Annotated in this window: 24 protein-coding genes, 1 tRNA gene and 1 pseudogene; 16 read left to right on the forward strand and 10 right to left on the reverse strand. The window is 60.8% G+C overall.

Annotated features, from left to right (window positions below; translation table 11 throughout):
* Nucleotides 1-183: 183 nt before the first annotated feature.
* Entirely contained in the window at nt 184-3243 is a 3060-nt protein-coding gene (locus tag BLW25_RS05280) for a DEAD/DEAH box helicase (protein ID WP_171909482.1), read from the reverse strand.
* A gap of 46 nt (nt 3244-3289) precedes the next feature.
* Complete coding sequence (locus BLW25_RS05285) at nt 3290-4105, reverse strand: Hachiman antiphage defense system protein HamA (RefSeq protein WP_092897049.1); 816 nt, start codon at nt 4103-4105, stop codon at nt 3290-3292.
* Between the two features lie 920 nt (nt 4106-5025).
* On the opposite strand from BLW25_RS05285, the gene BLW25_RS05300 reads away from it, so the two are divergent.
* From BLW25_RS05300 to BLW25_RS05330, 7 genes are all read left to right on the forward strand, one after another.
* Nucleotides 5026-5277, forward strand: a complete 252-nt coding sequence (locus BLW25_RS05300; RefSeq protein ID WP_253188215.1) for a hypothetical protein — start codon at nt 5026-5028, stop codon at nt 5275-5277.
* Between the two features lie 222 nt (nt 5278-5499).
* On the forward strand, nt 5500-6012 hold the full coding sequence (locus BLW25_RS05305; RefSeq protein ID WP_253188216.1) for an acetyltransferase: 513 nt from the start codon (nt 5500-5502) through the stop codon (nt 6010-6012).
* A 412-nt stretch (nt 6013-6424) separates the two neighbouring features.
* Nucleotides 6425-6775: an IS66 family insertion sequence element accessory protein TnpB gene (tnpB, locus tag BLW25_RS05310; RefSeq protein ID WP_092897054.1), complete on the forward strand. Its 351-nt coding sequence runs from the start codon at nt 6425-6427 to the stop codon at nt 6773-6775.
* A 331-nt stretch (nt 6776-7106) separates the two neighbouring features.
* The gene (locus BLW25_RS05315) at nt 7107-7556 is read left to right on the forward strand and encodes a transposase (protein WP_092897057.1); all 450 of its coding nucleotides are present in this window, start codon (nt 7107-7109) and stop codon (nt 7554-7556) included.
* A gap of 177 nt (nt 7557-7733) precedes the next feature.
* Nucleotides 7734-8381: a P-loop NTPase family protein gene (locus tag BLW25_RS05320; protein ID WP_092897059.1), complete on the forward strand. Its 648-nt coding sequence runs from the start codon at nt 7734-7736 to the stop codon at nt 8379-8381.
* Nucleotides 8378-8884: a hypothetical protein gene (locus tag BLW25_RS05325; protein WP_092897062.1), complete on the forward strand. Its 507-nt coding sequence runs from the start codon at nt 8378-8380 to the stop codon at nt 8882-8884. The genes BLW25_RS05320 and BLW25_RS05325 overlap by 4 nt, the downstream gene beginning before the upstream one ends.
* A 524-nt stretch (nt 8885-9408) precedes the next feature.
* Nucleotides 9409-9729 (forward strand): hypothetical protein, encoded by a 321-nt coding sequence (locus BLW25_RS05330; protein WP_143040446.1) that lies wholly within the window; start codon nt 9409-9411, stop codon nt 9727-9729.
* Between the two features lie 575 nt (nt 9730-10304).
* Here BLW25_RS05330 and BLW25_RS05335 read toward each other — a convergent pair.
* The 4 genes from BLW25_RS05335 to BLW25_RS05350 all read right to left on the reverse strand — a co-directional run bounded on the left by BLW25_RS05335 (nt 10305) and on the right by BLW25_RS05350 (nt 12288).
* Nucleotides 10305-10478, reverse strand: coding sequence for a hypothetical protein (locus BLW25_RS05335; protein WP_092897066.1), 174 nt, complete (start codon nt 10476-10478; stop codon nt 10305-10307).
* Nucleotides 10479-10615: 137 nt separating this feature from the next.
* Nucleotides 10616-10927, reverse strand: a complete 312-nt coding sequence (locus tag BLW25_RS23890) for a hypothetical protein (protein ID WP_143040447.1) — start codon at nt 10925-10927, stop codon at nt 10616-10618.
* A gap of 463 nt (nt 10928-11390) precedes the next feature.
* A complete protein-coding gene (locus BLW25_RS05345) occupies nt 11391-11591 on the reverse strand; it encodes a hypothetical protein (protein WP_092897070.1) in 201 nt (66 codons plus the stop codon).
* A gap of 439 nt (nt 11592-12030) precedes the next feature.
* A complete protein-coding gene (locus BLW25_RS05350) occupies nt 12031-12288 on the reverse strand; it encodes a sulfurtransferase TusA family protein (protein WP_092897072.1) in 258 nt (85 codons plus the stop codon).
* 102 nt (nt 12289-12390) lie between these two features.
* On the opposite strand from BLW25_RS05350, the gene BLW25_RS05355 reads away from it, so the two are divergent.
* From BLW25_RS05355 to BLW25_RS05365, 3 genes are read left to right on the forward strand one after another with little or no spacing between them, the layout of a single operon-like run.
* Nucleotides 12391-13146, forward strand: coding sequence for a cytochrome c biogenesis CcdA family protein (locus tag BLW25_RS05355; RefSeq protein ID WP_092901560.1), 756 nt, complete (start codon nt 12391-12393; stop codon nt 13144-13146).
* A gap of 53 nt (nt 13147-13199) precedes the next feature.
* Nucleotides 13200-14420 (forward strand): hypothetical protein, encoded by a 1221-nt coding sequence (locus tag BLW25_RS05360; protein ID WP_092897074.1) that lies wholly within the window; start codon nt 13200-13202, stop codon nt 14418-14420.
* Between the two features lie 47 nt (nt 14421-14467).
* Nucleotides 14468-15832 (forward strand): cytochrome P450, encoded by a 1365-nt coding sequence (locus tag BLW25_RS05365; protein WP_092897076.1) that lies wholly within the window; start codon nt 14468-14470, stop codon nt 15830-15832.
* Between the two features lie 160 nt (nt 15833-15992).
* Here BLW25_RS05365 and purS read toward each other — a convergent pair whose 3' ends face one another.
* Both purS and BLW25_RS05375 read right to left on the reverse strand, forming a co-directional pair.
* A complete protein-coding gene (gene purS, locus BLW25_RS05370) occupies nt 15993-16232 on the reverse strand; it encodes a phosphoribosylformylglycinamidine synthase subunit PurS (RefSeq protein ID WP_092897078.1) in 240 nt (79 codons plus the stop codon).
* Nucleotides 16233-16301: 69 nt separating this feature from the next.
* Nucleotides 16302-17078, reverse strand: coding sequence for a phosphoribosylaminoimidazolesuccinocarboxamide synthase (locus tag BLW25_RS05375; RefSeq protein ID WP_092897080.1), 777 nt, complete (start codon nt 17076-17078; stop codon nt 16302-16304).
* A gap of 235 nt (nt 17079-17313) precedes the next feature.
* On the opposite strand from BLW25_RS05375, the gene BLW25_RS05380 reads away from it, so the two are divergent.
* Together BLW25_RS05380 and bmt are read left to right on the forward strand one after the other, a co-directional pair.
* Complete coding sequence (locus BLW25_RS05380) at nt 17314-17628, forward strand: DUF1476 domain-containing protein (protein WP_092897082.1); 315 nt, start codon at nt 17314-17316, stop codon at nt 17626-17628.
* Between the two features lie 199 nt (nt 17629-17827).
* On the forward strand, nt 17828-18859 hold the full coding sequence (bmt, locus tag BLW25_RS05385; RefSeq protein WP_092897084.1) for a betaine--homocysteine S-methyltransferase: 1032 nt from the start codon (nt 17828-17830) through the stop codon (nt 18857-18859).
* 148 nt (nt 18860-19007) lie between these two features.
* On the opposite strand, the gene BLW25_RS05390 is transcribed toward bmt, so the two are convergent.
* Both BLW25_RS05390 and BLW25_RS05395 read right to left on the reverse strand, forming a co-directional pair.
* Nucleotides 19008-19232, reverse strand: a complete 225-nt coding sequence (locus tag BLW25_RS05390) for a DUF6324 family protein (protein WP_092897086.1) — start codon at nt 19230-19232, stop codon at nt 19008-19010.
* 102 nt (nt 19233-19334) lie between these two features.
* Nucleotides 19335-19411: transfer RNA gene (locus BLW25_RS05395), tRNA-His, on the reverse strand.
* A 177-nt stretch (nt 19412-19588) separates the two neighbouring features.
* On the opposite strand from BLW25_RS05395, the gene BLW25_RS05400 reads away from it, so the two are divergent.
* The 4 genes and pseudogenes from BLW25_RS05400 to BLW25_RS05415 form a co-directional block, all read left to right on the forward strand.
* On the forward strand, nt 19589-21916 hold the full coding sequence (locus tag BLW25_RS05400) for a Tex family protein (RefSeq protein ID WP_092897088.1): 2328 nt from the start codon (nt 19589-19591) through the stop codon (nt 21914-21916).
* 97 nt (nt 21917-22013) lie between these two features.
* The gene (locus BLW25_RS05405; RefSeq protein WP_216279333.1) at nt 22014-22592 is read left to right on the forward strand and encodes a peptidoglycan recognition protein family protein; all 579 of its coding nucleotides are present in this window, start codon (nt 22014-22016) and stop codon (nt 22590-22592) included.
* Nucleotides 22589-22780 carry a hypothetical protein gene (locus BLW25_RS05410; protein ID WP_092897092.1) on the forward strand — a complete coding sequence of 64 codons (192 nt, stop codon included), beginning with the start codon at nt 22589-22591 and terminating at the stop codon, nt 22778-22780. Before BLW25_RS05405 ends, BLW25_RS05410 begins: the two co-directional genes overlap by 4 nt.
* A 233-nt stretch (nt 22781-23013) precedes the next feature.
* Nucleotides 23014-23205, forward strand: a pseudogene (locus tag BLW25_RS05415) (integrase core domain-containing protein); the annotation flags it as partial.
* Between the last annotated feature and the right edge of the window lie 32 nt (nt 23206-23237).

Consider the following 23237-nt stretch of genomic DNA (forward strand, 5'->3'; position numbering starts at 1 on the left):
GTTGCAGGCCGATCGAGCAACGGCCGGATTTCGCCTGATGCGGACTTGTCCGCCAGCAGCGTGGTAGCCTTATGAAGCTGTCATTCGTCTGCTGACCCAATCCCGGCCAAGCCTGAATACGTTTTGGCGCATACGGTCCGGCGCATTTGAGATGCAGCTTTACGGGATGGCAGGCCATGAACCCTATGCAGCAATCTCGGCCGCAACCGATGAGAAATACGATGGATACGCCGCCAGTGCCGGAAGCATTGCCTCATGCCGACAGACTGTGCGCACCCCGTCTCGGTCACGCACATTGTTCCACAAAACCGACAGGAAGTTTGCCACCACCCGGTCGGCAAAACCCGACTCCATGAAAGCGATAGCGGCTAGATCGCTGTGCCCGTATTTGATTTGCTTCTGGAGCCTAGAGAAGCCGTTGAAGAGGGTTTCGTCCACCGGCTCGGCGAAGTCGGCGAGGGAGGCGGTGATCATCGCCAAGTCATAGGCAAAGGCCCCCTCGCAGAGGGCGACAGCGTCCTCGACGGTTGCATGATCGCCGCTGACCCGGATGCCCAGCGCCGCCATCTTCGCATGGATATGGTGGAAGGGGCGGCCTGCGACCCAATCCGCCAGTGCCTCGGGTAAAAAGCCATCGTCGGACAACGATCGGATGGAGGGGGCCGAGTTCCAGGATATGATCTTCTCGCCCGCCACTTGCAGTAACTGGTCTGCCTCGATCGCCGCGCGAAGCTCCGCCGCATTCTCGGCAAGCCAAGCCTGTAGCTCGGCGATGATCGCTGGCGGCAGCGGCGACTTCCGGATCACCGCTCGCTGGTCGCCGTCCGTATTCGCGGCGATAGCGTCAGCGATCATTTTGAAGACATCGACAAGGGCAGGGCGAACCTCCTCGGGTGCCAGGTGATAGGCCAGCGTGTGCGAGGCGAGGTCTGAAACCCGATCCTGACCTTCCTCTTCCAGAAATGTCATATTCGCGACGAGAAAAGCCGCGATGGTCTGGATCGCCCGTGCCCGGCGTTCGATAAATTTCCGAAATTCAGCCGCGCTTATGAGCGGCTGTATGTTGAGCGCTTCCTGCACCACCACCTCGATCCGGGCCTGGTCCGCGAAAGCCAGGTCGAGCCATTGGGGTTGAATTGGCAGGACCACCGGCGGCGCGTCTTTCTGCCGCTGCTCGTAATCGTCGAACAGGTTGAGGATGCTGCTTCTCGTCGGTTCTGACTTGGAGGCGTCCAGCAGCTCCTTCGCCTCGTTCCAGCGCCAACGGTTTCTATAGTCGTTGCGCTGATCGAATATCGACGGGGTTGCAAATATCACACTTCCCTCGGTGTGCATTCCGGCGCGGCCCGCGCGACCCATCAGGTTTTGGAAGTCGCGCACCATGATGCTCTCCGCACTTTGGCGTGTGGAGGTGACGATCAGGTACTTCAGAGGGAAATTGACGCCCTGCGCAAGCGTGGAGGTGCAGACCACAAATTTGGCCAGACCCACCTTCATAGCATGCTCGATCGATAGCCGAAGGCCTTGGGGCGTATCCGCGTGATGGGCGAATATCCCGAGGATCGCCGCTTTTGTCGCCACAGCATCGGGTCCAAGATGTGCTTCGGATAGACGTCTGAGTTTCTCGATTTCCGCCGCGTCCGACACATCTACGGGCTTCGGCAAATTTGCGCCGCGATCAAAAATATCGACGGCCCGCCGACAGACGGTCGTCACGCTATCCTTCTTGCCGCAGAAGACCGCGACGCTGCCGTTGCCGACAACATAGAGCCCGAGAAATAAGCCGACTTCGCCGCCCTTCGTTTTGGCAGGAAACCGTTGAACAACCCGTTCGCGCCCGCGAAGGTTCAGGGGAAAGTCGTCAATGATGCGAGGAACCCAGAATTCGCCTTCTTCGGGGTCAGCCGGGCTTACATATTCAAGGCGTCCTCTGGCATCCTGCCAGCTCGCGAAAGCTATGCTTTTCGACGTGGGGAGCAGGCCTGCGCCATCGATGACGGCTTCCAGGTCTCCAACCAGCCATTCCGCAACCGTGTTGGCATTCCCGATCACGGCTGAAATCAAAATGACCTGCGTCGCCTCGGGCAGGGTCAATTTCAGGGACGTAAGGAGAAGCTCATACGTCGGCCCGCGCGTGAGACCATCAAATTGATGGCCTTCGTCGTAGATGACGAGGCCGATGCGATCGACCAGCTCCGGCGCGCGTCGCAGCATGTAAAGCAGCTTCTCCGGCGTCACGATCAGGACCGTATTCACCGCAAGAATTTGCTCTAGCTGGATATCGAATTGAAAAGAGTCCGAAGCCTCGTCCAGACGGATGGGTTCTCCGGCAAATGCTGTCACAAGATCGCCTCTGATGTCGTGACAGAGCGAGCGATAGGGGGCGACGATCACGGCCAACGACGCCCGTTGCGACAAAAAAGCCGAGCGGATGATCAATTCTGTTGCACGGGTTTTACCGGCGCTCGTCGGCATTTGAATGACAGCGGAGCGGCCTTGCAGCAGGCCAGCGGATGCTATTCGTTGCTGAGCAGGCCACAGTTCGATCGGGAAATGAGATTTTCCGAGCGCGGGTTGCCACGCGGCGGCATCGAGACCCGACGCGTCAGGAAGGATCGTGCGCGACGCGTTTCGGAGCTTGGTTGCACAAGCTGCGGCTGCCAAATCCGCGTAGAGCAGCTCGCGGGGCGAGCCGTTTTGATAAGCCACTTCCCGGAGCGCGTCGCAGGCGGCAGACACCTCTGGTACGCCTGATGCGAAGGTCATGAAACCGTTCATGCCGGAGAGGACGGCATTCACCCGATCGGAGCCCGCATCGATCGGCGAAAAGTCGTTGAGCAAAATCTTGTAGACCAGGCGAGCCAACCCAGCGGCAAAGTCCGGCGGTGGTGCATCCATCTTGTTGACGATGACAGTCGCGTTGCCGACGCTGTTGTTGAGATAATAGGCGCTCGCGCAAAGAAGCGAGAATTCGACCGAAATTGTCTCGTCCAGCTTGGCATTCAGGTAGGCGTCGAAGAACGTTGAAGCGAAGCGAAGACCTTCCGATACGGAAAGCTCTTCGCCATCCCAGCTCACCGGCTCGACATCCGGATTGAACCCTTCCACGCCGTCGGCTTCGCGAAACTGATCGGCGGTGACGGCGGCCACGTCACCGAGGATACCCACTGCCAGATCGAATAGCGTCGATGGGTCCCGGTATAGTTCAATGAAATCCTCCGGGGCGACGCGGAACTCGTGCATTTTCGCCCGCGCCCGCGTTGTGGAAAGCACTCTGGTCGCGGTTGCTCTAGGCTTCATTAGCCGCTCTTTCGTAAAGGGCTTGGACAAGTTGCATCAGGGAGGGGCCCTTAATGACGAGCAGCCGCAGGTTTGCCGCGTTCTTGTGCCCGGTCGCGTCGGTCTCCTCCAGCTTCGTTGTCGCGAGGACATCGATGTCCAACACTGCGGCTGCCCCGTTGATGCGACGGAAGGGCCGCTCGGTTTCGTTCTGGAATCGCTGGACGGCCTCAACCTGCGCGGTCTCCCCGCGCACCAGAAGGCGCTGCTTCATCGCATTCAGCGTCATGGCTTCGCGAAGGTGGTCCTTCATCGAGTCCGTGACCGCGTCTTGAAGCCGATTGTTTTTTGTCGCTGACAACCCGGACTTTGACTCGAAGATGTAGAGCTCGTCGTTCGCGTTTTCGCCTTGGTTATTCACAAACTTGAAGCCGACGATATCGCAGCCCTTGGTGGAGTCCTGTCGATTCCAGCGATCCTGATACCGTAGCTCCCGAGGGCACCAATATCCCAATATGAACTCGATAAAGTCGGCGACCAGTATCTCGCTAAAGTCACCTGACCGAAGGCTTGGGCCGGGTGCCACCTTCACATCGGGAAACAATATCGTGTTTAGAAACTCGGCTTTGCTCTTGCCGGTGCCGTCCACGAGAGCCGGAAGATCAGCGTCAGCGCAGTAATGATGTCGGAAATGTGCCGCCCACGCCGACAGAACGGCTTGGTCGTCAACGGGATCGAGTTCCCAGATTTGGATTTCTTTCCCGCATGCCGTCTGTTGACGTTCACCCGTGTCCTTGATCCAACCAATGTGCGGCGGCGCAGCCACTTCCTTCAAACCTCAAATCTAGATGCCGTATCATGGCCAGATATTATACAGCAGCTCCGTGGCTGACTAGGATGGAATAGATAGAACAGACAATAGAATTGCGTCGGAATTTTAGATTTATATCCGGATATACTCACGTTGGCCGAGGCGCTTCAGTCGCGCGCGGCGTTGGTACGGATGTGCGGCCTAATTCGCTGGCATCGCGCCACACCTCGATCAGAGCCTTGTCGGTCGAGCGCCCAACATGCTCCAGGCAGTGGAAAGCGAACTGACGATGGTGCTTGGCGAGGGCGCGGCCGCCCTCATGCTTGAAAATCGCCTGCGGTGCATGGTTCGGGCCGATACGGCCAATGCCGGCGAACGCAGTGAACACCCCGGCAGTTTAAGCGCTCGGGAAATTTCCCTGAACAAGCGTCTGCTTTTGGAAAGCGTATCAGCGATGCTGGCTGTCCGGACTTGGGGTGCATTCCTGCCGAAGTTCGACGGCCAACTGAACGACAGCTTTTCCAGCTTGGGCGGCCAGAAGCGGACTAGCAGCAAGCCACCCCATAGGTGCCATTCGCTCGTTCCTAAATTTAGAGGGCTATAGCGTAGACATAGTTCTCATCATCACCCGGCGCGGCGCGCCATTTCAGAACAGAACTATGAACGCCGAACGCCGCCGTTTCTACGCTTGAAGCGGCGACCAGCGTTCGCAGCAATTCCGACTTCGATCCTATGATGTGAACCTCGTCGTCGGCGACCTCGACGCGCTGCGCTAGGGCATGAGGGTGCCGCTCCCGCCTGTTCGCATTGCCCCGACCAGTCAGGGAACCCCGGGGCAGCGCTTCGGCACCAGGTTGAGCCCTGCCGACATGCACAGTGTGCCCGCTCTGACCTTCTCCCGATATTCGTGAAATCCCGTAGCGCAGGAGGCGCTTTTGACTGATCCATCATCCGGCCTTTGGGCTGTGATCAAAGCTGACTGGGTACAAATCAGCGCCGCAGTGGCCCTCATCGTCTGGCTGGTGCGCGGTGAGGCTCAGACCAAGGCCAATGGCGCAGAGATCCGGCGCCTGTGGCGGCAGCGCGACGAGGACCTGCGCGTCCATAAAGAGGCCAGAGATACCACCAACGGCATGCTTGATGAAGTTCGTCGCGACATCAAGACGCTGCTCTCGAGGCGGGACTGATCGCCGTCCTGTCCTAACTGGGCCCGCGTGGTGCCGGAGCGATGGTGGAGCGGTGGGCCATCCGGAAGGGGTGACGCGAAGAGCCTTAGCGGTCATTCGGTGCTGTTCGGTGAGGGCTCTTCGTACATATTGGTTAGAAGCCACTTGCCGCCGCGATCCAGGCAAGCATCCTGCGCATTCAGAAGATACAAATGCCAGACTCCGACTGCCGCAAGGGTATAGATGACCCTCGCATCACCTGAAGCGCAAGAGCCGTTTGCGGTCAGTCGGAAATACATGGTATCAGACAGCATGCTTATTTTCAGACCTTCAACAGATCAGGACTTGCCGCGCGTCATGGAGATTTGGCGCCGGTCTGTCGACGCCACCCATCACTTTCTTGCGCCCCTAGACAGACGGGCAATTGAGGCCGAAGTTCTGGAGTTATTTCCAAAGTTGAGCCTGGTGCTTGCTGCGGATGCAACGGGGATGCCGCAAGGCTTTATGTTTCTGCATGCGGGGCATCTGGAGGCCCTGTTTGTCGATCCGGATCAACATGGCAATGGGGTTGGCAGAGCTTTGATTTCACGAGCAGTCGCGGCACACTCTGAACTGACGACCGATGTGAACGAGCAAAATACAGAGGCGCTCGGGTTCTACGAGCATATCGGATTCGTCCGCACGGGACGATCTTCCCATGATGGGCAAGGAAGACCTTACCCCCTTATTCACCTGCGATATCAGTCGCACATGTGAGCGTCCGCTCCGTCCCGCATAGCTGCCACCTGCGCTCCGGTCCAGCACGACTGACCAGGGCCGCTGCCCGGATCGACGCTTTGAGCCCATTGCGGTCATTGGCAGTTGAGCGCAGCTTTGACCATCAGCGCTTAGCCGATAGTAGGTGTCGGCAACTTCTGAGGTCATTCTATGTCAAATTTTCTGATGAAATCCACAAGTCCGGGTTCCTCACTATGTTTCTCAAACCTGTCCCAAGACTATTTTGACGTAAGCGAAGCATCGAGTGTCTCTGACGCTCATTGAACATTTGTTGCAGCCTATGATGGTCCACTGAGGAACCACATATGGCCGAAATCCAACCGACCCCCGACGTAAGCGCTTCAGGGCAGCCGCTACCCCATACAACCGTCATTCACGGTGGTGTCGGGGGATGATTAACAGCCTTGGCAACGTCAAAATTTACGTCTCGACGCAGCCCATCGACTTCCGCAAAGGCATCGATGGCCTACAGTCGCTGGTCGTTTCACAGATGCGTCTGAAGCCTTTCAGCGGGGCGATCTTCATTTTCAGATCACGTCGAGCAGACCGTTTAAAGATGGTATTCTGGGATGGCTCAGGTGTTGTTCTAGTCCTCAAGAGGCTGGAGGATCGTGCTTTTACATGGCCCACGGCGACAACGGATGCATTGAGCATTTCGACCAGTCAGTTTCAGGCACTGTTTGAGGGCCTCGACTGGCGCCGCGTTGTTCCGCTCCACACCCATACTCCTTCGGGGTTATGACAATCATGCGCCAAGAGAAACTGACCCGCCCCGCTCCCGAATTTGGGATCATTAGCATTTTTGACCTCCTATACGGTCTCGGCGTTCCTAGAGGTTCCTCTGAATCTGCCGAAGTTTACGCGTTGGAGGATGGATCTGAAATGAAGCCTCCTCCGGAAGGTTCCGGAGTAAGTAATTCAAAAATCTTCAAATATGACGATAAGTCAAACTGCGACTGTGACGACCTTCTAGCACCAATTTTGTCATCAGATTCGCCATATGTGCTCCCACCGAGAGATGATAAAACTGTCTCCGATTACTTGCAACACTCCTTCTCCGCTGAAAGTCAACCATGCCGACTGAAAATGACGACATCGCAGCGCAAGCCCATAAAATATGGGGGATTCCTGTTCGGATCGATACCGCTGGACGCCGCAGATGGCTGAAAGAAGTCAAGGCAGAGGCCGCCAGAAAAGTCGCTGCTGGCGCGACGATTGCCAACTTGGCTCGGGAGATCGGCATCGATGACTGCACGCTGGGAAAGTGGGTCCGCAAAGAAAATCCCATCAAAACAGGCGCGCCAAGATTTGTCGAGATTAAGGCGCCAGAAGTCAGATTCGATACGAAAGGAATTTGGGATCCTCGCGATGTGCGGCGACCGGTTGATACTCAAAAATTGAGTCAGGTGGATGATTTTTATGAATGCACTTTGCAAATCAGAGATGCGACACTGAGATTTGATGCATCCATGCCAATCGAGATGTTATCGAATATAATACGGGCTATTTCTTCGTCCGATTGACATATCGATAAATGCTGATCGTAATCTGATATATGTGAGTAGTCCTGCTGAAAAATTCTGGGCGCGGGATCTCAATCCGGAAAATCAGAAAATTCATAATTCTATATCCGAGGGAGTAATTTCTCTTCGGCCCTAAAACCATGACATAAGGCTAACCTTGCCATGCCCAAAATACCCATGCTCGGGGTCAGACTCTTCGATCCGGACGATAATCGCTTCAAGCTGACACGCCGCTTCATGGCCCATCTCGTCCGCCTGCGTCAGGCCACGGTCGAGGCGGCGAAGTCGCTCAGCATGACGGAGCTCGATGAGCTGGTCAAAAAGCTCCCCGATCATGAGGTCGACAGGATTGACCGCCGTGTTGGCCTGATCCTGGCGGCCCGGGCAAAGCTGCCGGGCGCGGGCCATCTGAAGACGGAGGATCGCAACGCGCTGCGAGCGCTGGCCGACGGCGCGGAGCTGATCGCCATCCCCAGTGAGCATCGCGCGGATGAGATCGCCGCCGAACTCCATACGGATATGCCCTGGATGGGTCCGGCCAATGAACTCGCCTGGCATGCCATGCGCCGTTCCGTCCGCGAGGGCTGGAAGGGTTTCCGGCTGCCGCCAATGCTGCTCGACGGGCCGCCCGGCATCGGCAAAAGTCACTGGGCCCGCAAGCTCGGCGAGCTGCTTACGGCGCCGGTCATGGTGCTGGAAGCGGGCAGCGAGGGGGCCAGTTTCGGGCTGGTGGGCAGCCAACGCGGCTGGAGCGGCGCGGAGCCGGGACGGCTCATCAGAACGATCCTGCGCACCGGGGTCGCCAAGCCGAATACGGATATGTGACGATACTGGCCGCTATTGATGCGACCCTTCATCCTCTCCTGAAAGAACCGCACCAGATCGTCTGGCTCAACGGCCCAGAACAGGTCTCCATCGTCTTGCTGACCGCCAATGCCAAGCTTCAGATCTATAGGGTCGAAGCTTGCCGGCGTCCGGCCAATTGCCTGCATGGCTGCGATACACATGTCGACAGGAATGGCTGTCTCATTGGCAGCAATCTGGTTCGTAAACCGCAAAATGTGAGACTGGCTGGCGGGGCGCAGGCCCACGGAGCGCGAAATCCAGTCCTCGTGTTCGGCCTTCTTCCGGCGCAACACCTCCACCGGATGCTTGTCACTTTCGTCGCGATCAATCACACGGTGACAGCCATCGCAGAGCAACATGACATTATCCGGGTCCTTGGCCAAGGCCTTGGACAGCTCAGCGTTTCCCCGGGGCCCGTCCTCGCTCGAGCCAATGATGTGCGCGATGTATCCCTTATTTGCGGTGCGGTTGGGGTGGTCTGACTGTAAAGGTTGCAAATCGTCAGGCCCTCTTGTTGCGCCAAGCCATTTCACACCCGTCAGGGAAAGGGGGAGTGATGGGATGAAATGAAAAAAGCCGCCATCGCGACATGCGCAAGGGCGGCTCTCTCTTCAATCAATACTACTGGAACTCAATCACTCGTAACCAGAGGTAATGAGGCATTTCTACTCCGCCCGGTGGGAGAGGCGAAGATGGCATCATTGCGTAGGCAATTCTGCCCTGGCGCGAGAAACGGGGCGCCCCATTCCCTGAGCGCCCCGGTCGGACAGGGAGGGCGGCTGGCCGAGGGAGATTGCGGTCGCCACAATTGCCAACCGATTGCGACGCAAATGGTTCCCGGTGCTGGTATCGGAAAAAAGCCGGGACGCACATAGGCGACCCGGCAGTCATACAGGCAGATCAACAGACAGGTCACGGGACAGTGTGACGGTCTGATAAGACAACGTGTAGTGGGCTGTTTGGTTCCCGCATCAACCCGTTGTGATCAGGGGGCGGTATGAGCAGAATGGCACCAGAGGAAATCAGGCTCCGGGACGAAGCGATGTCGGCTGGCGGGGTTGTGCGCCCGCGCTCGCGCCAGGCGAAGGCCGCACCGCCAGTTATCAGCTCGGAAATCATCCTCCAGCCAAGGCTGTCCGCAAACGCCCCATCAGCCGATCTGCCCCAGGCTGACATCTGCAGCATGTCGATCCAGCGCGTGCTGGAATGGGCATTTGGCAGAGAACACGCCGGCCTTGAGTTTGACGAGACGGGTGAAACCTCCGGCAGTCAGCGCATGCGTATCGAAGGCATCTGGCTGATGATGCAGCACGGCGCTATCGGCTGAGAAAGTGACTGCGCAGGGCGGTCGGATCCGGCCAGGGACGATCAGATCATCGCCTCGAGGGGGGCAAGCCTGCCGGTCAGCCATGGCGGGTGGCAGATGGCGGTGTTCGTCGCCCAGCATGCCCGCGCCGGGATCACGCCTGGCTGGATGCAGGATGCGCGGCCGACGATCCAGCCTTGCGGGGGGGGGCACTCCACATGGGGAGCTGGCAGTGACGGAAGAGGCGCATCATCTCGGCGCACAGGGCTGTGCCCATACAGAAGTGCATCGGCCGCAAGGGCAGGGTGCATGAGGAGCCGGTTCTGAATTGTCCTGTGGTCATGACCCCGTCCAGATCACAGATCACAGATCGCCGCAGCGCAGCGCCGCTATCTCGCATGGTATGGCGCACTGCTCTGGATCAGGGCGGAGCTGGATGGCCTCGCTATTCTCGCGGGGATCGATCTCATCCTGGATATGCCCCCATCTGTAGCTCAGGAACGCAAGACAGAGCTTTCGAAACTCTGGCCCACTTGATACTTTTGCCCGTAGAATAATCGCGCCCGGAGGAGAGATCCCGCCGGGCGCTTTGCGTTTCAGCCGCGATGGCCGTTCTCACGATTTGCCCCGCCCGCATTGGGCTCATTGGTTCTGGGCGCTTTGTTCGGGTTAAACGGCTGGGCAGCGTTACCCATCTTTTGCTTCTGCGCCTCTTCCTCGACGTTGAACTTCGTGTTCTCAGCTTCTTTGTCGAAATCGGGTTTGGTCATAGCTTCCTCCTATTGCTGAGAGATCAACTGTCTCGCTCCGCCAGGGGTTCCGCTTTCGCTGATCACGTTTTCACTGATTGGGTAATTGGGGAAGGTGGGTAACTCTGCCCGGCACGATCCGCGCGGGGCAGAACATATCAACCACCGGTTGCCTCTGCCGCAACGCTCGCCGCGCCGGTTGCGACGGCATGACTCACTGCACCCTTACTCGCGGTCTTTGAACCGGTATTCGCAGTATCGGCGTCCTTCTCAGCTGTGCCGCATGCTGCAAAGGTGGCCAGAAGCGTGTCGGCGAACAGGGATTTCATTTTTGATTCTGGTGGTTTGGCTGGGATCGCCACTGCGCGCGCGAAGGCGAAGCTATGAGCCTGCGAGAAACACCCCCGGCTTGCCGAGGGCGCCTGGCTTTTAAGGAAGTGAAACCGGCGGTGGGGAAATGATGTTGCCATTCTCCCGATGATACAGACCCTGCACCCGCGACACTGGCTCGCAGTTCCCGAGAACGAACCTTTCCTCAACAACTTCGTTCGCCCCGTCCTTCAACACCTGATGGAAAACGCGAGTTAAATCGCCATTCTCATCACGGCAGGCGAGCTTATGCGCTGTCGTCCATTTCTGACCCATCGCGACCTCCTCCTTCTGTTGTGCGGTGATCGAAGAGGAATCAGACGATTCGCGCAACCATGGCGGGTATATGGCTGCGGATCCCGGCGAAGGCCTGCCGGCTTACCCGTTTGCGACAGTGTAACCACAGCGCATCGCCCCGCCTTTCATAGACCCACTTCGCCCGGCCATACCCCGCAGCCGTAATCACCCCGACGCGCGGATCACTGCGTCAACTCGCCGGGGCCCGCCTGGCGGCGCGAATGGGCGGGACTGTGGGGAGCGGGAAACAGCGGGATAGCGGAGGCCTTATTCGATCTCGAGAGGGGCTGAAACCGGAGCGTCATTCGGCATGTCCGGAGCGTTCAGGCTATCAGGATCTCTCTCCTGGACGTCCGAATGCCAGAAGACCCGCAGGACGAAGAACAGGACGACGATGACGGCCACCACTATGGCGAAAATCACCGCAGCCTTCTCGCGGTGTCTTGTTGGCGGTGTCGGCGGCTTCATTGGTATTCCTTCCCTGGTGTCCGGAACATAACGAAGGACCGCCGCCACTGGTTTCATGGCCTGCTGGCATAGGTGTCAATCCGCCGGTTCTCTGGTGAGATGGGGGATGCATGATCAGGTCCGACAGAGGGCGCGGGCAGGGACGACGCTCAAACGAGAGGCCGCCGGATTGCCGGGGGCGTTCTGTTTATAATGATTCCCCGACACCCTCCTGGCATGCCAGGGTGATCTCGGCCGCCAAGTCTAAGATAGCAACCATGAAAGCGGATGTCGGCGCGCATGAGCGACTGTCAAAAGCTGGGTAGCAGATTTCTGTCTGGTCAGGCCCCGGCTCCGGCACTCGCGTGTCGGCGCCACCTTTGGAATCATTTTGGCGGGGATCTTTATCCCAGGCACTACCGGCCCCGTCATTCGGCACCGGCATTACAGACTGAGCAGTTCAGTCCTGCGCGGGAAGGCTGTTCGCGCCGCGCCGGATCAGATGGCGGGTCACAGCGGCGTCAGCCTGTGCCTCAAGATAGTCATGCCCGGCACCGGCGCAGAAATGCGGCAGATCGATCACTGCCATCCGGTCCGTGGTGCTTACCCGTAAAACCTCGCCCGGTTCCATCGCCAGCAGACGTTTGCGCGCTTTCAGCACGGGGAGGGGGCATAGCAGCCCCTCGCAATCGAGTTCATGGTCATACTGCGCGGTCATATGGCGGTGATAGCGGGCTGCGACGGAATGTGACAGGGGAATGCCGTCAATGTGAGCGCATAGCGGATGACGCGCCCTCCGGCTATGGCTATGAGTTTGACCATGTTTGGAATTGATCTCTTCGATGCAGGGCTGGGCCCGGCCACTTTCATCGCGCTGATCGCGGGGGTTTTGTCATTCCTCTCGCCCTGCGTGCTTCCGGTCGTGCCGCCATATCTGGCCTATATGGGCGGGATTTCTGTCGGCGAGATGAAAGAGGGAAGGGCAAGGCGCCGTATCCTCATCCCGGCTTTGTTCTTCGTGCTGGGCCTTTCGGTGATCTTCCTGCTTCTGGGATTCACCATGTCGGCCTTTGGTGCGTTCTTCCTGCAAAACCAGGTGATGTTCGCCCGGGTTGCGGGGGTGGTGATCTTCATTTTCGGCCTGCATTTCACCGGCATCATCCGCATCCCGATCCTTGATCGCGAGGCGCGGCTGGATGCGGGCGATCAGGGCGGATCTGCCTTTGGCGCCTTCCTTCTTGGGCTGGCTTTTGCGGCGGGCTGGACGCCCTGTATCGGGCCGCAGCTAGGCACCATCCTGTCGCTTGCGGCACAGGAGGGCTCGGTCACGCGCGGGACGTTCCTTCTGGGCGTTTACGCGGTGGGGCTGGGGCTGCCCTTCCTGATCTCTGCCCTGTTCATCGAGCGCGCTATGGGGGTGATGACCCGTCTCAAACGCCATATGAAATGGATCGAGCGCGCGATGGGTGCCCTGCTGCTGATCGTCGGCATAATGATGGTGACCGGGGCCTTTACCGATTTCAGCTGGTGGCTCCTGAACATTTTCGAGACACTCGGCCTGCCGGTGCCCGGATGATCCCTTAATCCTGCCCGATTTCTCCGGCAGACCGGGCCTTGCCGGAGGTGGGAATGACTGATCAGCGACAGGGCGAGATTTTCCGCCGGAAGGTATTCTACCTTCCCGGCTATGACCCGTTTCACCCGCGCCGCTACCGCGAGCTTTACCGCAAGGAAGGCACCGAACAGGCACGGCTTTCGGGCTATGATCTTAGCCTCAAGCCGAAAAAGGCCGGCGGCCCCTATGGCTGGCGTGTCGAGGCCACGATCGAGGGGCGCGCCGCCGAGACCGATATGGAGGTGCTGGTCTGGTCCGATATCGTCAAAGGCTCGATGTCCGAGACGATCCCGGCGACCTATCTGCAGCTTTTCCGCACCGCCTGGGCCTATATCGGATCGGGAGCACTCTTCCGGCTGATGCGGCTGCGCAAAGGCCCGATGATCGCGGCGCTGTACCCGATTGTCTTTCTGCTTTTGCAGCTGGGTGTCGCTTTGGGGCTGGCCTGGGCCGGATTTGCCCTGGTGGCGCATCTGTTGCATTGGGTGCCGGGCCTTCCGGTCGCGGGCGGCATCCTCTGGTATGTGCTTTATTGGTTCCGAAAGAAGGACAATAAGGTCTTTGCCTGGTATCTTATGCATGATTATGCCTATTCGGCGCAGTATAAGGGCGCCAACCCGCCCGAGCTTGAGGCACGGATGCGGGATTTCGGCAGGCAGATCCGGGCCGCACTGTCCGGAGAATACGACGAGGTGCTGGTGATCGGCCATTCTTCGGGCGCGCATCTCGGCGTCTCGATTCTTGCCGATCTTTTGCACGCGGGCCTTCCCGCACCGCGCCCGGTTCTGTCGTTCCTGTCGCTCGGCCATGTGGTGCCGATGGTGTCGTTCCTGCCAGAGGCCACCCGCCTGCGCGCCGATCTGGCCTGGCTTTCCACCCGCGACGAGATCGCCTGGATCGATGTGACGGCCCCCGGCGACGGCTGTGCTTTTGCGCTATGCGACCCGGTTTCGGTTTCGGTCACGCCGCCCGAGGGCAAACGCTGGCCGCTGGTCATTTCCGCCGCCTTCACCCAGACGCTGAGCCCGGCCCGCTGGCGCGCTTTGCGGCGGCGCTGGTTCCGGCTGCATTTCCAGTATCTTTGCGCCTTCGACAATCTCGCGGGCAATCCCGACGAATATGACTATTTCCGCGTGACCGCCGGGCCGCAGACGCTGGGCGCGCGTTTCAAAACCCGCCACCCGTCGAAAAGCCGCATTGAAGCCACCGTCAACCGCTATAGAAACGTGGCGTGAGCAACGATCCCAAATCCTGCCCCTTTGCGGGGGCATCCGGGGCCCCTGTGCCCCCGAAACCCGCGGCCCGCGCCGAAAGGGTCTCGCTTCTGACCTATCTCAGGCTCTTTCGGCGCGACATCCTCTCGGCCCAGCCTGCGCGGCTTTACCGCGCCTGGATGGCCGAGTTCCGCACGCCTTTCTTCCGCTCCTATCTCTGCAATGACCCGAAGCTTGTCGATCTGGTGCTGAAGGACCGACCCGAAGATTTCCCGAAATCGAACCGGATCCGGGCGGGGCTGGAACCCCTTCTGGGCAATTCCGTCTTCGTCACCAATGGCGAGACCTGGAAGCGCCAGCGCCGCATCATCGACCCGGCCTTCGAGGGCGGACGCCTGCGCGACACGTTCCCCGCCATGGTGGCGGCGGGGCAGGCGGCGGTCGCCCGGATGCAGGATCTGACCCAGGGCGTCACGGGAACCGAGGTCGAGGTCGAAGAGGAAATGTCCCATGCGGCGGCGGATGTGATCTTCCGCACGCTGTTTTCGATTCCGATCGAACATGAGATCGCGGCCCGGGTCTTTTTTGAATTCCGCGCCTATCAGCGCACGCAGCCGATCCTGAACCTTGCGGCCTTCCTGCCGCTGCCCCGCTGGTTCCCGCGCCTGCATCGCAAGCGCACCCGGGCCTCGGCAAAGATGATCCGCGATCTGATCACCCGGCTGACAGATGCGCGGGCGGCTGAAATCGCCGCGGGCACTGCCCCTGATGATCTCGCAACCAAAATCATGACCACCGCCGAACCCGTGACCGGAAAGCGCTTCACGCCCGCGGAAATGGTCGATCAGGTCGCGATCTTCTTTCTTGCCGGGCATGAGACCAGCGCCTCGGCGCTTGGCTGGTCGCTCTATCTGCTCGCGCTCAGCCCCGATGTGCAGGAGCGCGTCGCGGCCGAAGCGGCCTCGCTTGGCGCGGCCCCCGATTTCAGCGCCGTGAACCGGCTGCACTACACCCGCGATGTCTTTCGCGAGGCGCTGCGCCTCTACCCGCCGGTGCCGATGATGGTGCGACAGAACACGCGCGCCGAGACCTTCCGCGACCGCAAGGTCAGGCCCGGCGCCCAGGTTGTGCTCTCGCCCTGGCATCTCCAGCGCCATGAACGGCTCTGGGCGGAACCCGACGCCTTCTGCCCCGCCCGCTGGCAAACCAGCGAGGGCCGCCACTCCGCGCGCGAGGCATATATGCCCTTTTCCGCCGGCCCCCGCGTCTGTACCGGCGCCGGTTTCGCCATGGTCGAAGGCGTCCTCCTCCTCGCCATGCTGGTCCGGCACTTCCGCTTTGACCGCATCGAAGGCGCCGACCCGGTTCCGGTGGCCCATCTGACGGTGCGCGCCGAAAACGGCATCCGCCTCCGCGTCACGCCCCGCGGCTAGAAAAGCCGGGCGCATAAAAAAAACGGCGCGCAAAAAAAAAGGCACCCCGAAAGAGCGCCTCCCAATTTCTCCGACAGCAATTTCATCTGTCTCTAAATATCCCGGGGGAGTCTGCCAAAGGCAGGCGGGGGCAGAGCCCCCGTGCCCGGCCAACCAGATCTCAGAGGATCTCGACCTTGTAGCCTTCGATCACCGTATTCGCGAGCAGCTTCTCGCACATAGCCTTCACATCGGCCTCGGCGGCCGCCTTGTCATTCGCCGTGAGGTCCAGTTCGATGACCTTGCCCTGGCGCACGCCTTCCACACCGGCAAAGCCAAGCGCGCCAAGCGCATGGCGGATCGCCTCGCCCTGGGGATCGAGAACGCCGTTTTTCAGCATGACGGTGACGCGGGCTTTCATCGGGGCCTCCGGTGGCTCAGGGGAATCTCGCGCCCCTGATAGCCAGGGCGCGCGAAGGGGGCAATCGCTTCAGTTGATCAGCGAGGGTTTCGAGACATGGGTGACATTCGAGGGCAGAACGCCGATGCGCCGCGCCAGTTCCGCATAGACATCGGAAAGTGGCCCCGGTTCGGGCACCGACCCATCGGCGCGTTCGGGCTGGCGCAGATCCCACAGCGTCATGGAATCCGGGCTGATCTCATCGGCGAGGATCAGCCGCATATAATCGCCATCCCAGACCCGGCCGATCTCGATCCGGAAATCCATCAGCCGCACGCCTACGCCCAGCATGACGCCCGAAAGGAAGTCATTCACCCTGAGCGCCAGCTCGACCATATCGTCGAGATCCTGCTGATTGCCCCAGCCAAAGGCGATGATGTGTTCTTCGGTCACCAGAGGCGTCCCGAGTTTCTCATCCTTGAAGTAATATTCCACGATCGGGCGCGGCAGGCCCATGCCTTCGGGGATACCCAGTCGCTCAGAGATCCCGCCGGTCGCGAAATTCCGCACGAGGATCTCCAGCGGAATGATCTCGGCCATCCGCACCAGCTGCTCACGCATGTTCAGGCGGCGGATGAAATGGGTCGGAACCCCGATATTGTTCAGCCCGGCCATGAAGAATTCCGACAGCCGGTTGTTCAGCACACCCTTGCCTTCCGAGGCCGCAGAGATCGGTGCGACATTGGCGCCGCTGCCGGCTTCGGGGCCGTTCTCGTCATCCTTGAAATACTGGATCAGCGTGCCCGGTTCCGGTCCTTCGAACAGGATCTTGGCCTTGCCCTCATAGACCTTCTTGCGACGTGCCATGGTGACCTTTGTACAGACAATGACGAAAGGGGCGGCTCAGCCACCCCGGAGGTTTCCCGGCCTATAGCTGAGCCCCCAGGCGGGGGCAAGCGGGCAGGGGCGCCGCGAGGGGGCAGGCGGTGCTGCGCCGGGCAAAATTTGCCGCAGGCTTTCTTCTTGCAGGTGCCAGGGGGGATGATCATATGGAAGATGAGACCATGAAAACCATGACCCGGACAGGGAGCTGAGAGATTACATGAGCACTTTTGACGACCGCGAAAACGCATTCGAGGCCAAATTCGCGCATGACAGCGAGATGCAGTTCCGGGCCGAGGCGCGGCGCAACAAGCTTGCCGGCCTCTGGGCGGCAGAGCTTCTCGGCAAATCCGGCGATGATGCCAATGCCTATGCGCTGGACGTCGTGGCGGCTGATTTCGACGAGCCGGGCATTGAGGATGTGGTGCGCAAGCTCGCCGCCGATCTGGGGGACCGGGTGAGCCCCGACCAGATCCGCGCCAAGCTGACCGAGCTTCTGCCGGTGGCCAAGGCGCAGCTGCTGAACGAAGTCTGAGGACTGGTTTTCTCAGGAGGCTCTGCGTCAGCGCAGAGCCGGCATAAAAGAACGCCGCGCCGGAAATCAGTGCCCCGACGCGGCGTTTTGCGTGGATCTGGTGTCGGGAAAGCGATTGTGCGGCCAGCGGCACCATGTCAGGAACAGGATCAGCACCGCCGCCCGTGAGGCGACGCAATCTGTTAAGAAAGGGTGCCCGATGACCAATGATGCCCCAAAGAAGAATGACCTGCTGAGCCAGCTGCTGGCCGAGCGGGACTGGCTGATGGCCGATGGGGCGACCGGCACCAATCTCTTCAATATGGGGTTGGAATCGGGCGAACCGCCGGAGCTGTGGAATGTCGACCGCCCCGATAATATCCGCACGCTCTACCGCAATGCGGTCGAGGCAGGATCGGATATCTTCCTGACGAACACCTTTGGCGGCAATGCCTCGCGGCTGAAATTGCATAATGCGCAAGGCCGCGTGCATGAGCTGAACAGGGTCGGTGCGGCTTTGGGGCGTGAGATCGCCGATGCCTCGGGGCGCAAGGTGGTGGTGGCGGGCTCGGTCGGGCCGACCGGCGATATTTTCGAGCCGATGGGCACCCTGACCCATGCGCTCGCGGTCGAGATGTTCCATGAACAGGCCGAAGGGCTGAAGGCCGGTGGCGCCGATGTTCTCTGGGTTGAGACCATCTCGGCGCCGGAAGAATACCGCGCGGCGGCCGAGGCTGCGAAACTTGCGGGCATGCCCTGGGTCGGGACCATGAGCTTTGATACGGCAGGCCGCACCATGATGGGGGTGACTTCTGCCGCGATGGCAGAGCTGGTCGAGAAACTCCCCGAGGCGCCGCTGGCCTTTGGCGCGAATTGTGGCGTGGGGGCCTCGGATCTGATGCGCACGGTGATGGGCTTCATTGCCACCGGGACCACGCGACCGGTTGTGGCAAAGGGGAATGCCGGGATCCCGAAATATCACGACGGCCATATCCATTATGACGGCACGCCGGAACTGATGGGGGTCTATGCTGTGATGGCCCGCGATGCCGGGGTGAAGATCATCGGCGGTTGCTGCGGCACCATGCCCGAGCATCTGAAAGCGATGCGGCGCGCGCTGGAAGAAACGCCGCGCGGTCCGGCCCCGAGCCTGGAAGACGTAGCTGCAAAGCTGGGCGGGTTCTCTTCCGTGTCAGATGGCACTGACGGTGAAGGCCCGGCCAAACGGGAACGTCGCGGCCGGCGCGGCTGACAGCTGCCGGTAACGCCTGCACCTGTAACGCCTGATCAGGATACCGACGCGCCGCCAGGAAACTGGCGGCCGTTTTCTTTGCAGAAAACGGCCAAATTCCTTTCTGAAAGGAATTTGCGGCGCGTCTGGCGCCGGGCTTGCGACAAGGTCAGCGGCGTTTGGGTTTGCCGCCCTTGCTGCCTTCTTCCGTCATCAGCCGGGCGGCCTCGGCGGCAGCGCGCAGCTCTTCTGCGATCTCTTCCGCCTCTTCGGGGTCGAAATCCAGCGGCAGTTCGATCCCGCCTTCGGCCTCGATATAGATCCGCACCATACCGGCATCGGTCGGCCCGATCTGGATATTGGCGGCGATGTCGCTTTGTTTGTTGATGCCCATGGCGGCTCAGGCTCCCGGATGAGACTTTTCTGCCCGTGAGTTTCCGCCCCGCAGGGCGTTACCTGCAAGAAATATCGCCACTGGGCGCGTAAAAGGGAGGAATGGTACCGACACCCCGGCTCGAACGGGGGACCCCCAGATCCACAATCTGGTGCTCTAACCAACTGAGCTATGTCGGCACTTGGCGGTTGATTAGCGCCCGGCTGCGGATATTGCAAGGGCAGAGCGGCAGGAATTTTCACCCGGGCCAAAACAGGCCCTGCGGGCAGGGCCGCGCCTCTTCCGGGCTTGCCCTGCGCCGGACCTCAGCTATTTTCGCCCCTCCTGTCTTATCGGTTTCGTCTCGGAGGATTCGTATGTCTGTCGCCCGTATTCCGGAAATCATCGCCGCCGAGATCGGGGCCCAGACCCGGCAGGTTGTGGCGGCGGTCGAGCTGCTGGATGGTGGTGCCACGGTGCCGTTCGTCGCGCGCTACCGTAAGGAAGTGACCGGCGGGCTGGACGACACGCAACTGAGGAAGCTTGAGGAACGGCTGACCTATCTGCGTGAGCTTGAGGCGCGGCGCGGCTCGATCCTCGGTGAAATCACGAATCAGGGCAAGCTGACCGACGATCTTGCCCGCGCGATTTCCGGGGCGGTGACCAAGGCCGAGCTTGAAGATATCTACCTGCCCTATAAACCGAAGCGCCGCACCAAGGCGATGATCGCGCGCGAGGCCGGTCTTCAGGGCCTCGTTGACGCGATTCTCGCGGATCGCCGGGCGGATCCGGCGGTGCTGGCGGCCGGGTTCCTCACCGACGGATTCGTGGATGCAAAGGCTGCGCTTGACGGCGCGCGCGACATCATCGCCGAGGGGCTGTCGGAGGATGCGGGGCTTCTGGGCCGGCTGCGCGAGCATATGCGCAAGGAAGGCCGGCTGAGTGCAAAGGTTCAGGCCGGGAAAGAGGCGGCCGGCGCGAAATTCTCGGATTATTTCGACCATAACGAATCCTTCCGCGATGCGCCGTCGCACCGCGTTCTCGCCATGCTGCGCGGCCGCAATGAAGATGTTCTGTCGATTGATCTCGAGATCGACCCCGAGGCGCCGCGCGGCGAATCTCCGTCCGAGCGCGCCTGTGCGGCGGTGCTGCTGGCCTCGGGCCCGGGCGCGGGCGACAAATATCTGCGCGAGGCGGCGGCCTGGGCCTGGCGGATCAAGCTGAAAACCTCGCTGACGCTGGACCTGATGGCAGAACTGCGCGAGGCGGCGGAGGCCGAAGCGATCCGGGTCTTTGCCCGCAATCTCAAGGATCTGCTGCTGGCGGCGCCGGCGGGCGGCAAGGCCACGATGGGGCTTGATCCCGGCATCCGCACCGGGGTCAAGGTTGCCGTGGTCGATGCCACGGGTAAGCTTCTGGCAACCGAAACCGTCTATCCTTTCCAGCCGAAGAACGATCTGCGCGGCGCCCAGGTGGCGATTGCGAAACTGATCGGCAATCACGGCGTCAAGCTGATCGCCATCGGCAATGGCACAGCGAGCCGCGAGACCGAGAAGATGGTCGCCGATCTGCTGGCGCTGCTGCCGGCTGGCGCTCATAAGCCGGTGAAGGTGGTGGTCTCCGAGGCCGGCGCCTCGGTCTATTCGGCCTCGGAACTGGCCGCACGGGAATTCCCGGGGCTGGATGTGTCCCTGCGCGGTGCGGTTTCCATCGCGCGGCGGCTGCAGGATCCTCTGGCGGAACTGGTGAAAATCGAGCCGAAATCGATCGGCGTTGGCCAGTATCAGCATGATGTCGATCAGCACCGGCTGGCGAAAAGCCTCGACGCGGTGGTCGAGGATGCGGTGAACGCGGTCGGCGTTGATCTCAACACGGCTTCGGCGCCGCTGCTTGCCCGGGTGTCGGGCGTGGGGCAGGGGCTGGCCGAAAGCATCGTGGCGCATCGCGATGCCAATGGGCCGTTCGCAAGCCGGCGCGAGCTGTTGAAAGTTGCGCGGCTCGGGCCAAAGGCCTTTGAACAGGCGGCGGGCTTCCTGCGCATCCCGGATGGGAAAGAGCCGCTCGATGCCTCCTCCGTCCATCCGGAAGCCTATGATGTCGCCCGTAAAATCGTCGCCGCCTGCGGGCGCGACATCCGCAGCCTGATGGGTGATGGCGGGGTGCTGAAACAGCTCAACCCCGGTCAGTTTGTCGATGAGAAATTCGGCCTGCCCACGGTGCGCGACATCCTGTCGGAACTTGAAAAACCGGGCCGCGACCCGCGTCCTGAATTCAAAACCGCAACCTTCGCGGATGGGATCGAAGAGATCAAAGATCTCAAACCCGGCATGGTGCTGGAAGGCACCGTCACCAATGTCGCGGCTTTTGGCGCCTTCGTTGATATCGGCGTGCATCAGGACGGGCTGGTCCATGTCAGCCAGCTGGCCGATAAATTCGTTTCCGATCCGCATGAGGTGGTAAAGGCCGGCGATGTGGTGAAGGTGACCGTGGTCGAGGTTGATGTCGCGCGCAAGCGGATCGCTCTGACGATGAAGAAAGACGGCGGCGCCTCGGCGAAATCGGCGCGTGAGGAACGCGGCCCCGGCCGGGAGCAGACCCGCGACCGCAGCCCGCAAAAGGGCAACCGGCCAATGTCCTCGTCGCCACAATCCTCGGGCGGGGGCAATGCCTTTGCCGATGCGCTCAAGGGCAAATTCGGGCGCTGATCCGTTGCGCGCCTGCCGCCGGGGGCGATCCCCGGCGGAACCCTTATTAAGAGATTAACCGCTCACTCTGGCCCCGCAGCTTTTGCGGAGGGGTCACTTGCAGCGCATCATCATTCACTGGACCGGCGGCCCGCATCAGCCGACCGGGCTTGACCTGCATCATTATCACTATGTTATCGATGGCGCCGGTAAGGTTCATCCTGGACAGTTCCCGGTTGCCGCCAACCAAGGGCCGCTGGTCAGGGGCGCTTACGCCGCCCATACGCTCAATTGCAACAGCGGCAGCATCGGCGTCGCGCTGGCGGCGATGGCGGGCGCGGTTGAGCAGCCGTTCTGCCCCGGCAGCGCTCCGGTCACCGAGGCGCAATTGCGGGCGCTGGCGGGTCTGTGCCGCGAGCTGTGCACGCGCTATGCCATCCCGCTCACACCGCGCACAGTGCTGACCCATGCCGAGGTGCAGCCGACGCTGGGCATAGCGCAGCGCGGCAAATGGGATGTGACCTGGCTGCCGGGCATGGTCGTACCCGGAACAGCGATCGCGACCGGCCACCGACTGCGTGCCCTGATCGCCGCCCCGGTGGTTGTGCAAAATAACCGGGCCGGCAGCGGCGTAATTGCCAGCATCCTCGCGATGATCGCGCGGCTTTTCTCACGTCAAAACAGGAGCTTCATATGATGGCTGTTCTGGCCCGTATTCTCGCGCGCTATGTTTCCGGCGCCCTGGTGGCTTACGGTGTGATCGATCCGGGGCTTGGGCGCGAGATGGCGCTGGACCCGGATCTGGCATTGTTGATCGGAACAACACTCGGCGCGCTGGCTGAGGCCGGCTATGCGCTGGCACTCCGCTTTGGCTGGCAAAGATGACGGGGTGGCCGAGGGCGGCATATGGGCCGGGTTCTGGCGCCTGTTATGGCGTTGATTGACTGATGGCGGGCGCGCGTGGCAGCACCCAAGGCGGTTCAGGTGGAAAGCGAGGCGCTTTTTGCGCAGACACGCAGGCAAATGGATGCGGCAGCATCTCTGGCCAATGATCCTGATGCTGCGCTTCGCTGATCTGCGCCCGGTCGATGCGCTTCAACATGATCTGTAAGGTCGGGCACTGGCTGACAAAGCCCAGTCACCCCTGGACCAATCGCCAGCTCGAACGCATGAACCGCACGAACGAGGAGGCCACCGTCAAACGCTTCCATTACGACAGGCACGACCTGCTGCGAGCTCATCTCGCCGACTTCATAGCGGCTTACAACCTCGCGCGCAGCGTCAGGCCGCTCGGCGGCCTGACGCCCTGGCCACAGGCAAGAACGCCCTGAAGATCATTCCG

This window comes from Rhodobacter sp. 24-YEA-8, from assembly GCF_900105075.1.
Lineage (GTDB): Bacteria > Pseudomonadota > Alphaproteobacteria > Rhodobacterales > Rhodobacteraceae > Pseudogemmobacter.

What these genes read in the sequence shown, in the direction of transcription:
- BLW25_RS05360 (WP_092897074.1), top strand. Translation starts at nt 13,200, where the DNA reads ATGACTGATCAGCGACAGGGCGAGATTTTCCGCCGGAAGGTATTCTAC.
- BLW25_RS05355 (WP_092901560.1), top strand. Translation starts at nt 12,391, where the DNA reads ATGTTTGGAATTGATCTCTTCGATGCAGGGCTGGGCCCGGCCACTTTC.
- bmt (WP_092897084.1), top strand. Translation starts at nt 17,828, where the DNA reads ATGACCAATGATGCCCCAAAGAAGAATGACCTGCTGAGCCAGCTGCTG.
- purS (WP_092897078.1), bottom strand. Translation starts at nt 16,232, where the DNA reads ATGAAAGCCCGCGTCACCGTCATGCTGAAAAACGGCGTTCTCGATCCC.
- BLW25_RS23890 (WP_143040447.1), bottom strand. Translation starts at nt 10,927, where the DNA reads ATGGCAACATCATTTCCCCACCGCCGGTTTCACTTCCTTAAAAGCCAG.
- tnpB (WP_092897054.1), top strand. Translation starts at nt 6,425, where the DNA reads ATGATTAACAGCCTTGGCAACGTCAAAATTTACGTCTCGACGCAGCCC.
- BLW25_RS05350 (WP_092897072.1), bottom strand. Translation starts at nt 12,288, where the DNA reads ATGACCGCGCAGTATGACCATGAACTCGATTGCGAGGGGCTGCTATGC.
- BLW25_RS05315 (WP_092897057.1), top strand. Translation starts at nt 7,107, where the DNA reads ATGCCGACTGAAAATGACGACATCGCAGCGCAAGCCCATAAAATATGG.
- BLW25_RS05320 (WP_092897059.1), top strand. Translation starts at nt 7,734, where the DNA reads ATGCTCGGGGTCAGACTCTTCGATCCGGACGATAATCGCTTCAAGCTG.
- BLW25_RS05345 (WP_092897070.1), bottom strand. Translation starts at nt 11,591, where the DNA reads ATGAAGCCGCCGACACCGCCAACAAGACACCGCGAGAAGGCTGCGGTG.
- BLW25_RS05335 (WP_092897066.1), bottom strand. Translation starts at nt 10,478, where the DNA reads ATGACCAAACCCGATTTCGACAAAGAAGCTGAGAACACGAAGTTCAAC.
- BLW25_RS05380 (WP_092897082.1), top strand. Translation starts at nt 17,314, where the DNA reads ATGAGCACTTTTGACGACCGCGAAAACGCATTCGAGGCCAAATTCGCG.
- BLW25_RS05375 (WP_092897080.1), bottom strand. Translation starts at nt 17,078, where the DNA reads ATGGCACGTCGCAAGAAGGTCTATGAGGGCAAGGCCAAGATCCTGTTC.
- BLW25_RS05410 (WP_092897092.1), top strand. Translation starts at nt 22,589, where the DNA reads ATGATGGCTGTTCTGGCCCGTATTCTCGCGCGCTATGTTTCCGGCGCC.
- BLW25_RS05305 (WP_253188216.1), top strand. Translation starts at nt 5,500, where the DNA reads ATGACCCTCGCATCACCTGAAGCGCAAGAGCCGTTTGCGGTCAGTCGG.
- BLW25_RS05330 (WP_143040446.1), top strand. Translation starts at nt 9,409, where the DNA reads ATGGCACCAGAGGAAATCAGGCTCCGGGACGAAGCGATGTCGGCTGGC.
- BLW25_RS05390 (WP_092897086.1), bottom strand. Translation starts at nt 19,232, where the DNA reads ATGGGCATCAACAAACAAAGCGACATCGCCGCCAATATCCAGATCGGG.
- BLW25_RS05280 (WP_171909482.1), bottom strand. Translation starts at nt 3,243, where the DNA reads ATGCACGAGTTCCGCGTCGCCCCGGAGGATTTCATTGAACTATACCGG.
- BLW25_RS05400 (WP_092897088.1), top strand. Translation starts at nt 19,589, where the DNA reads ATGTCTGTCGCCCGTATTCCGGAAATCATCGCCGCCGAGATCGGGGCC.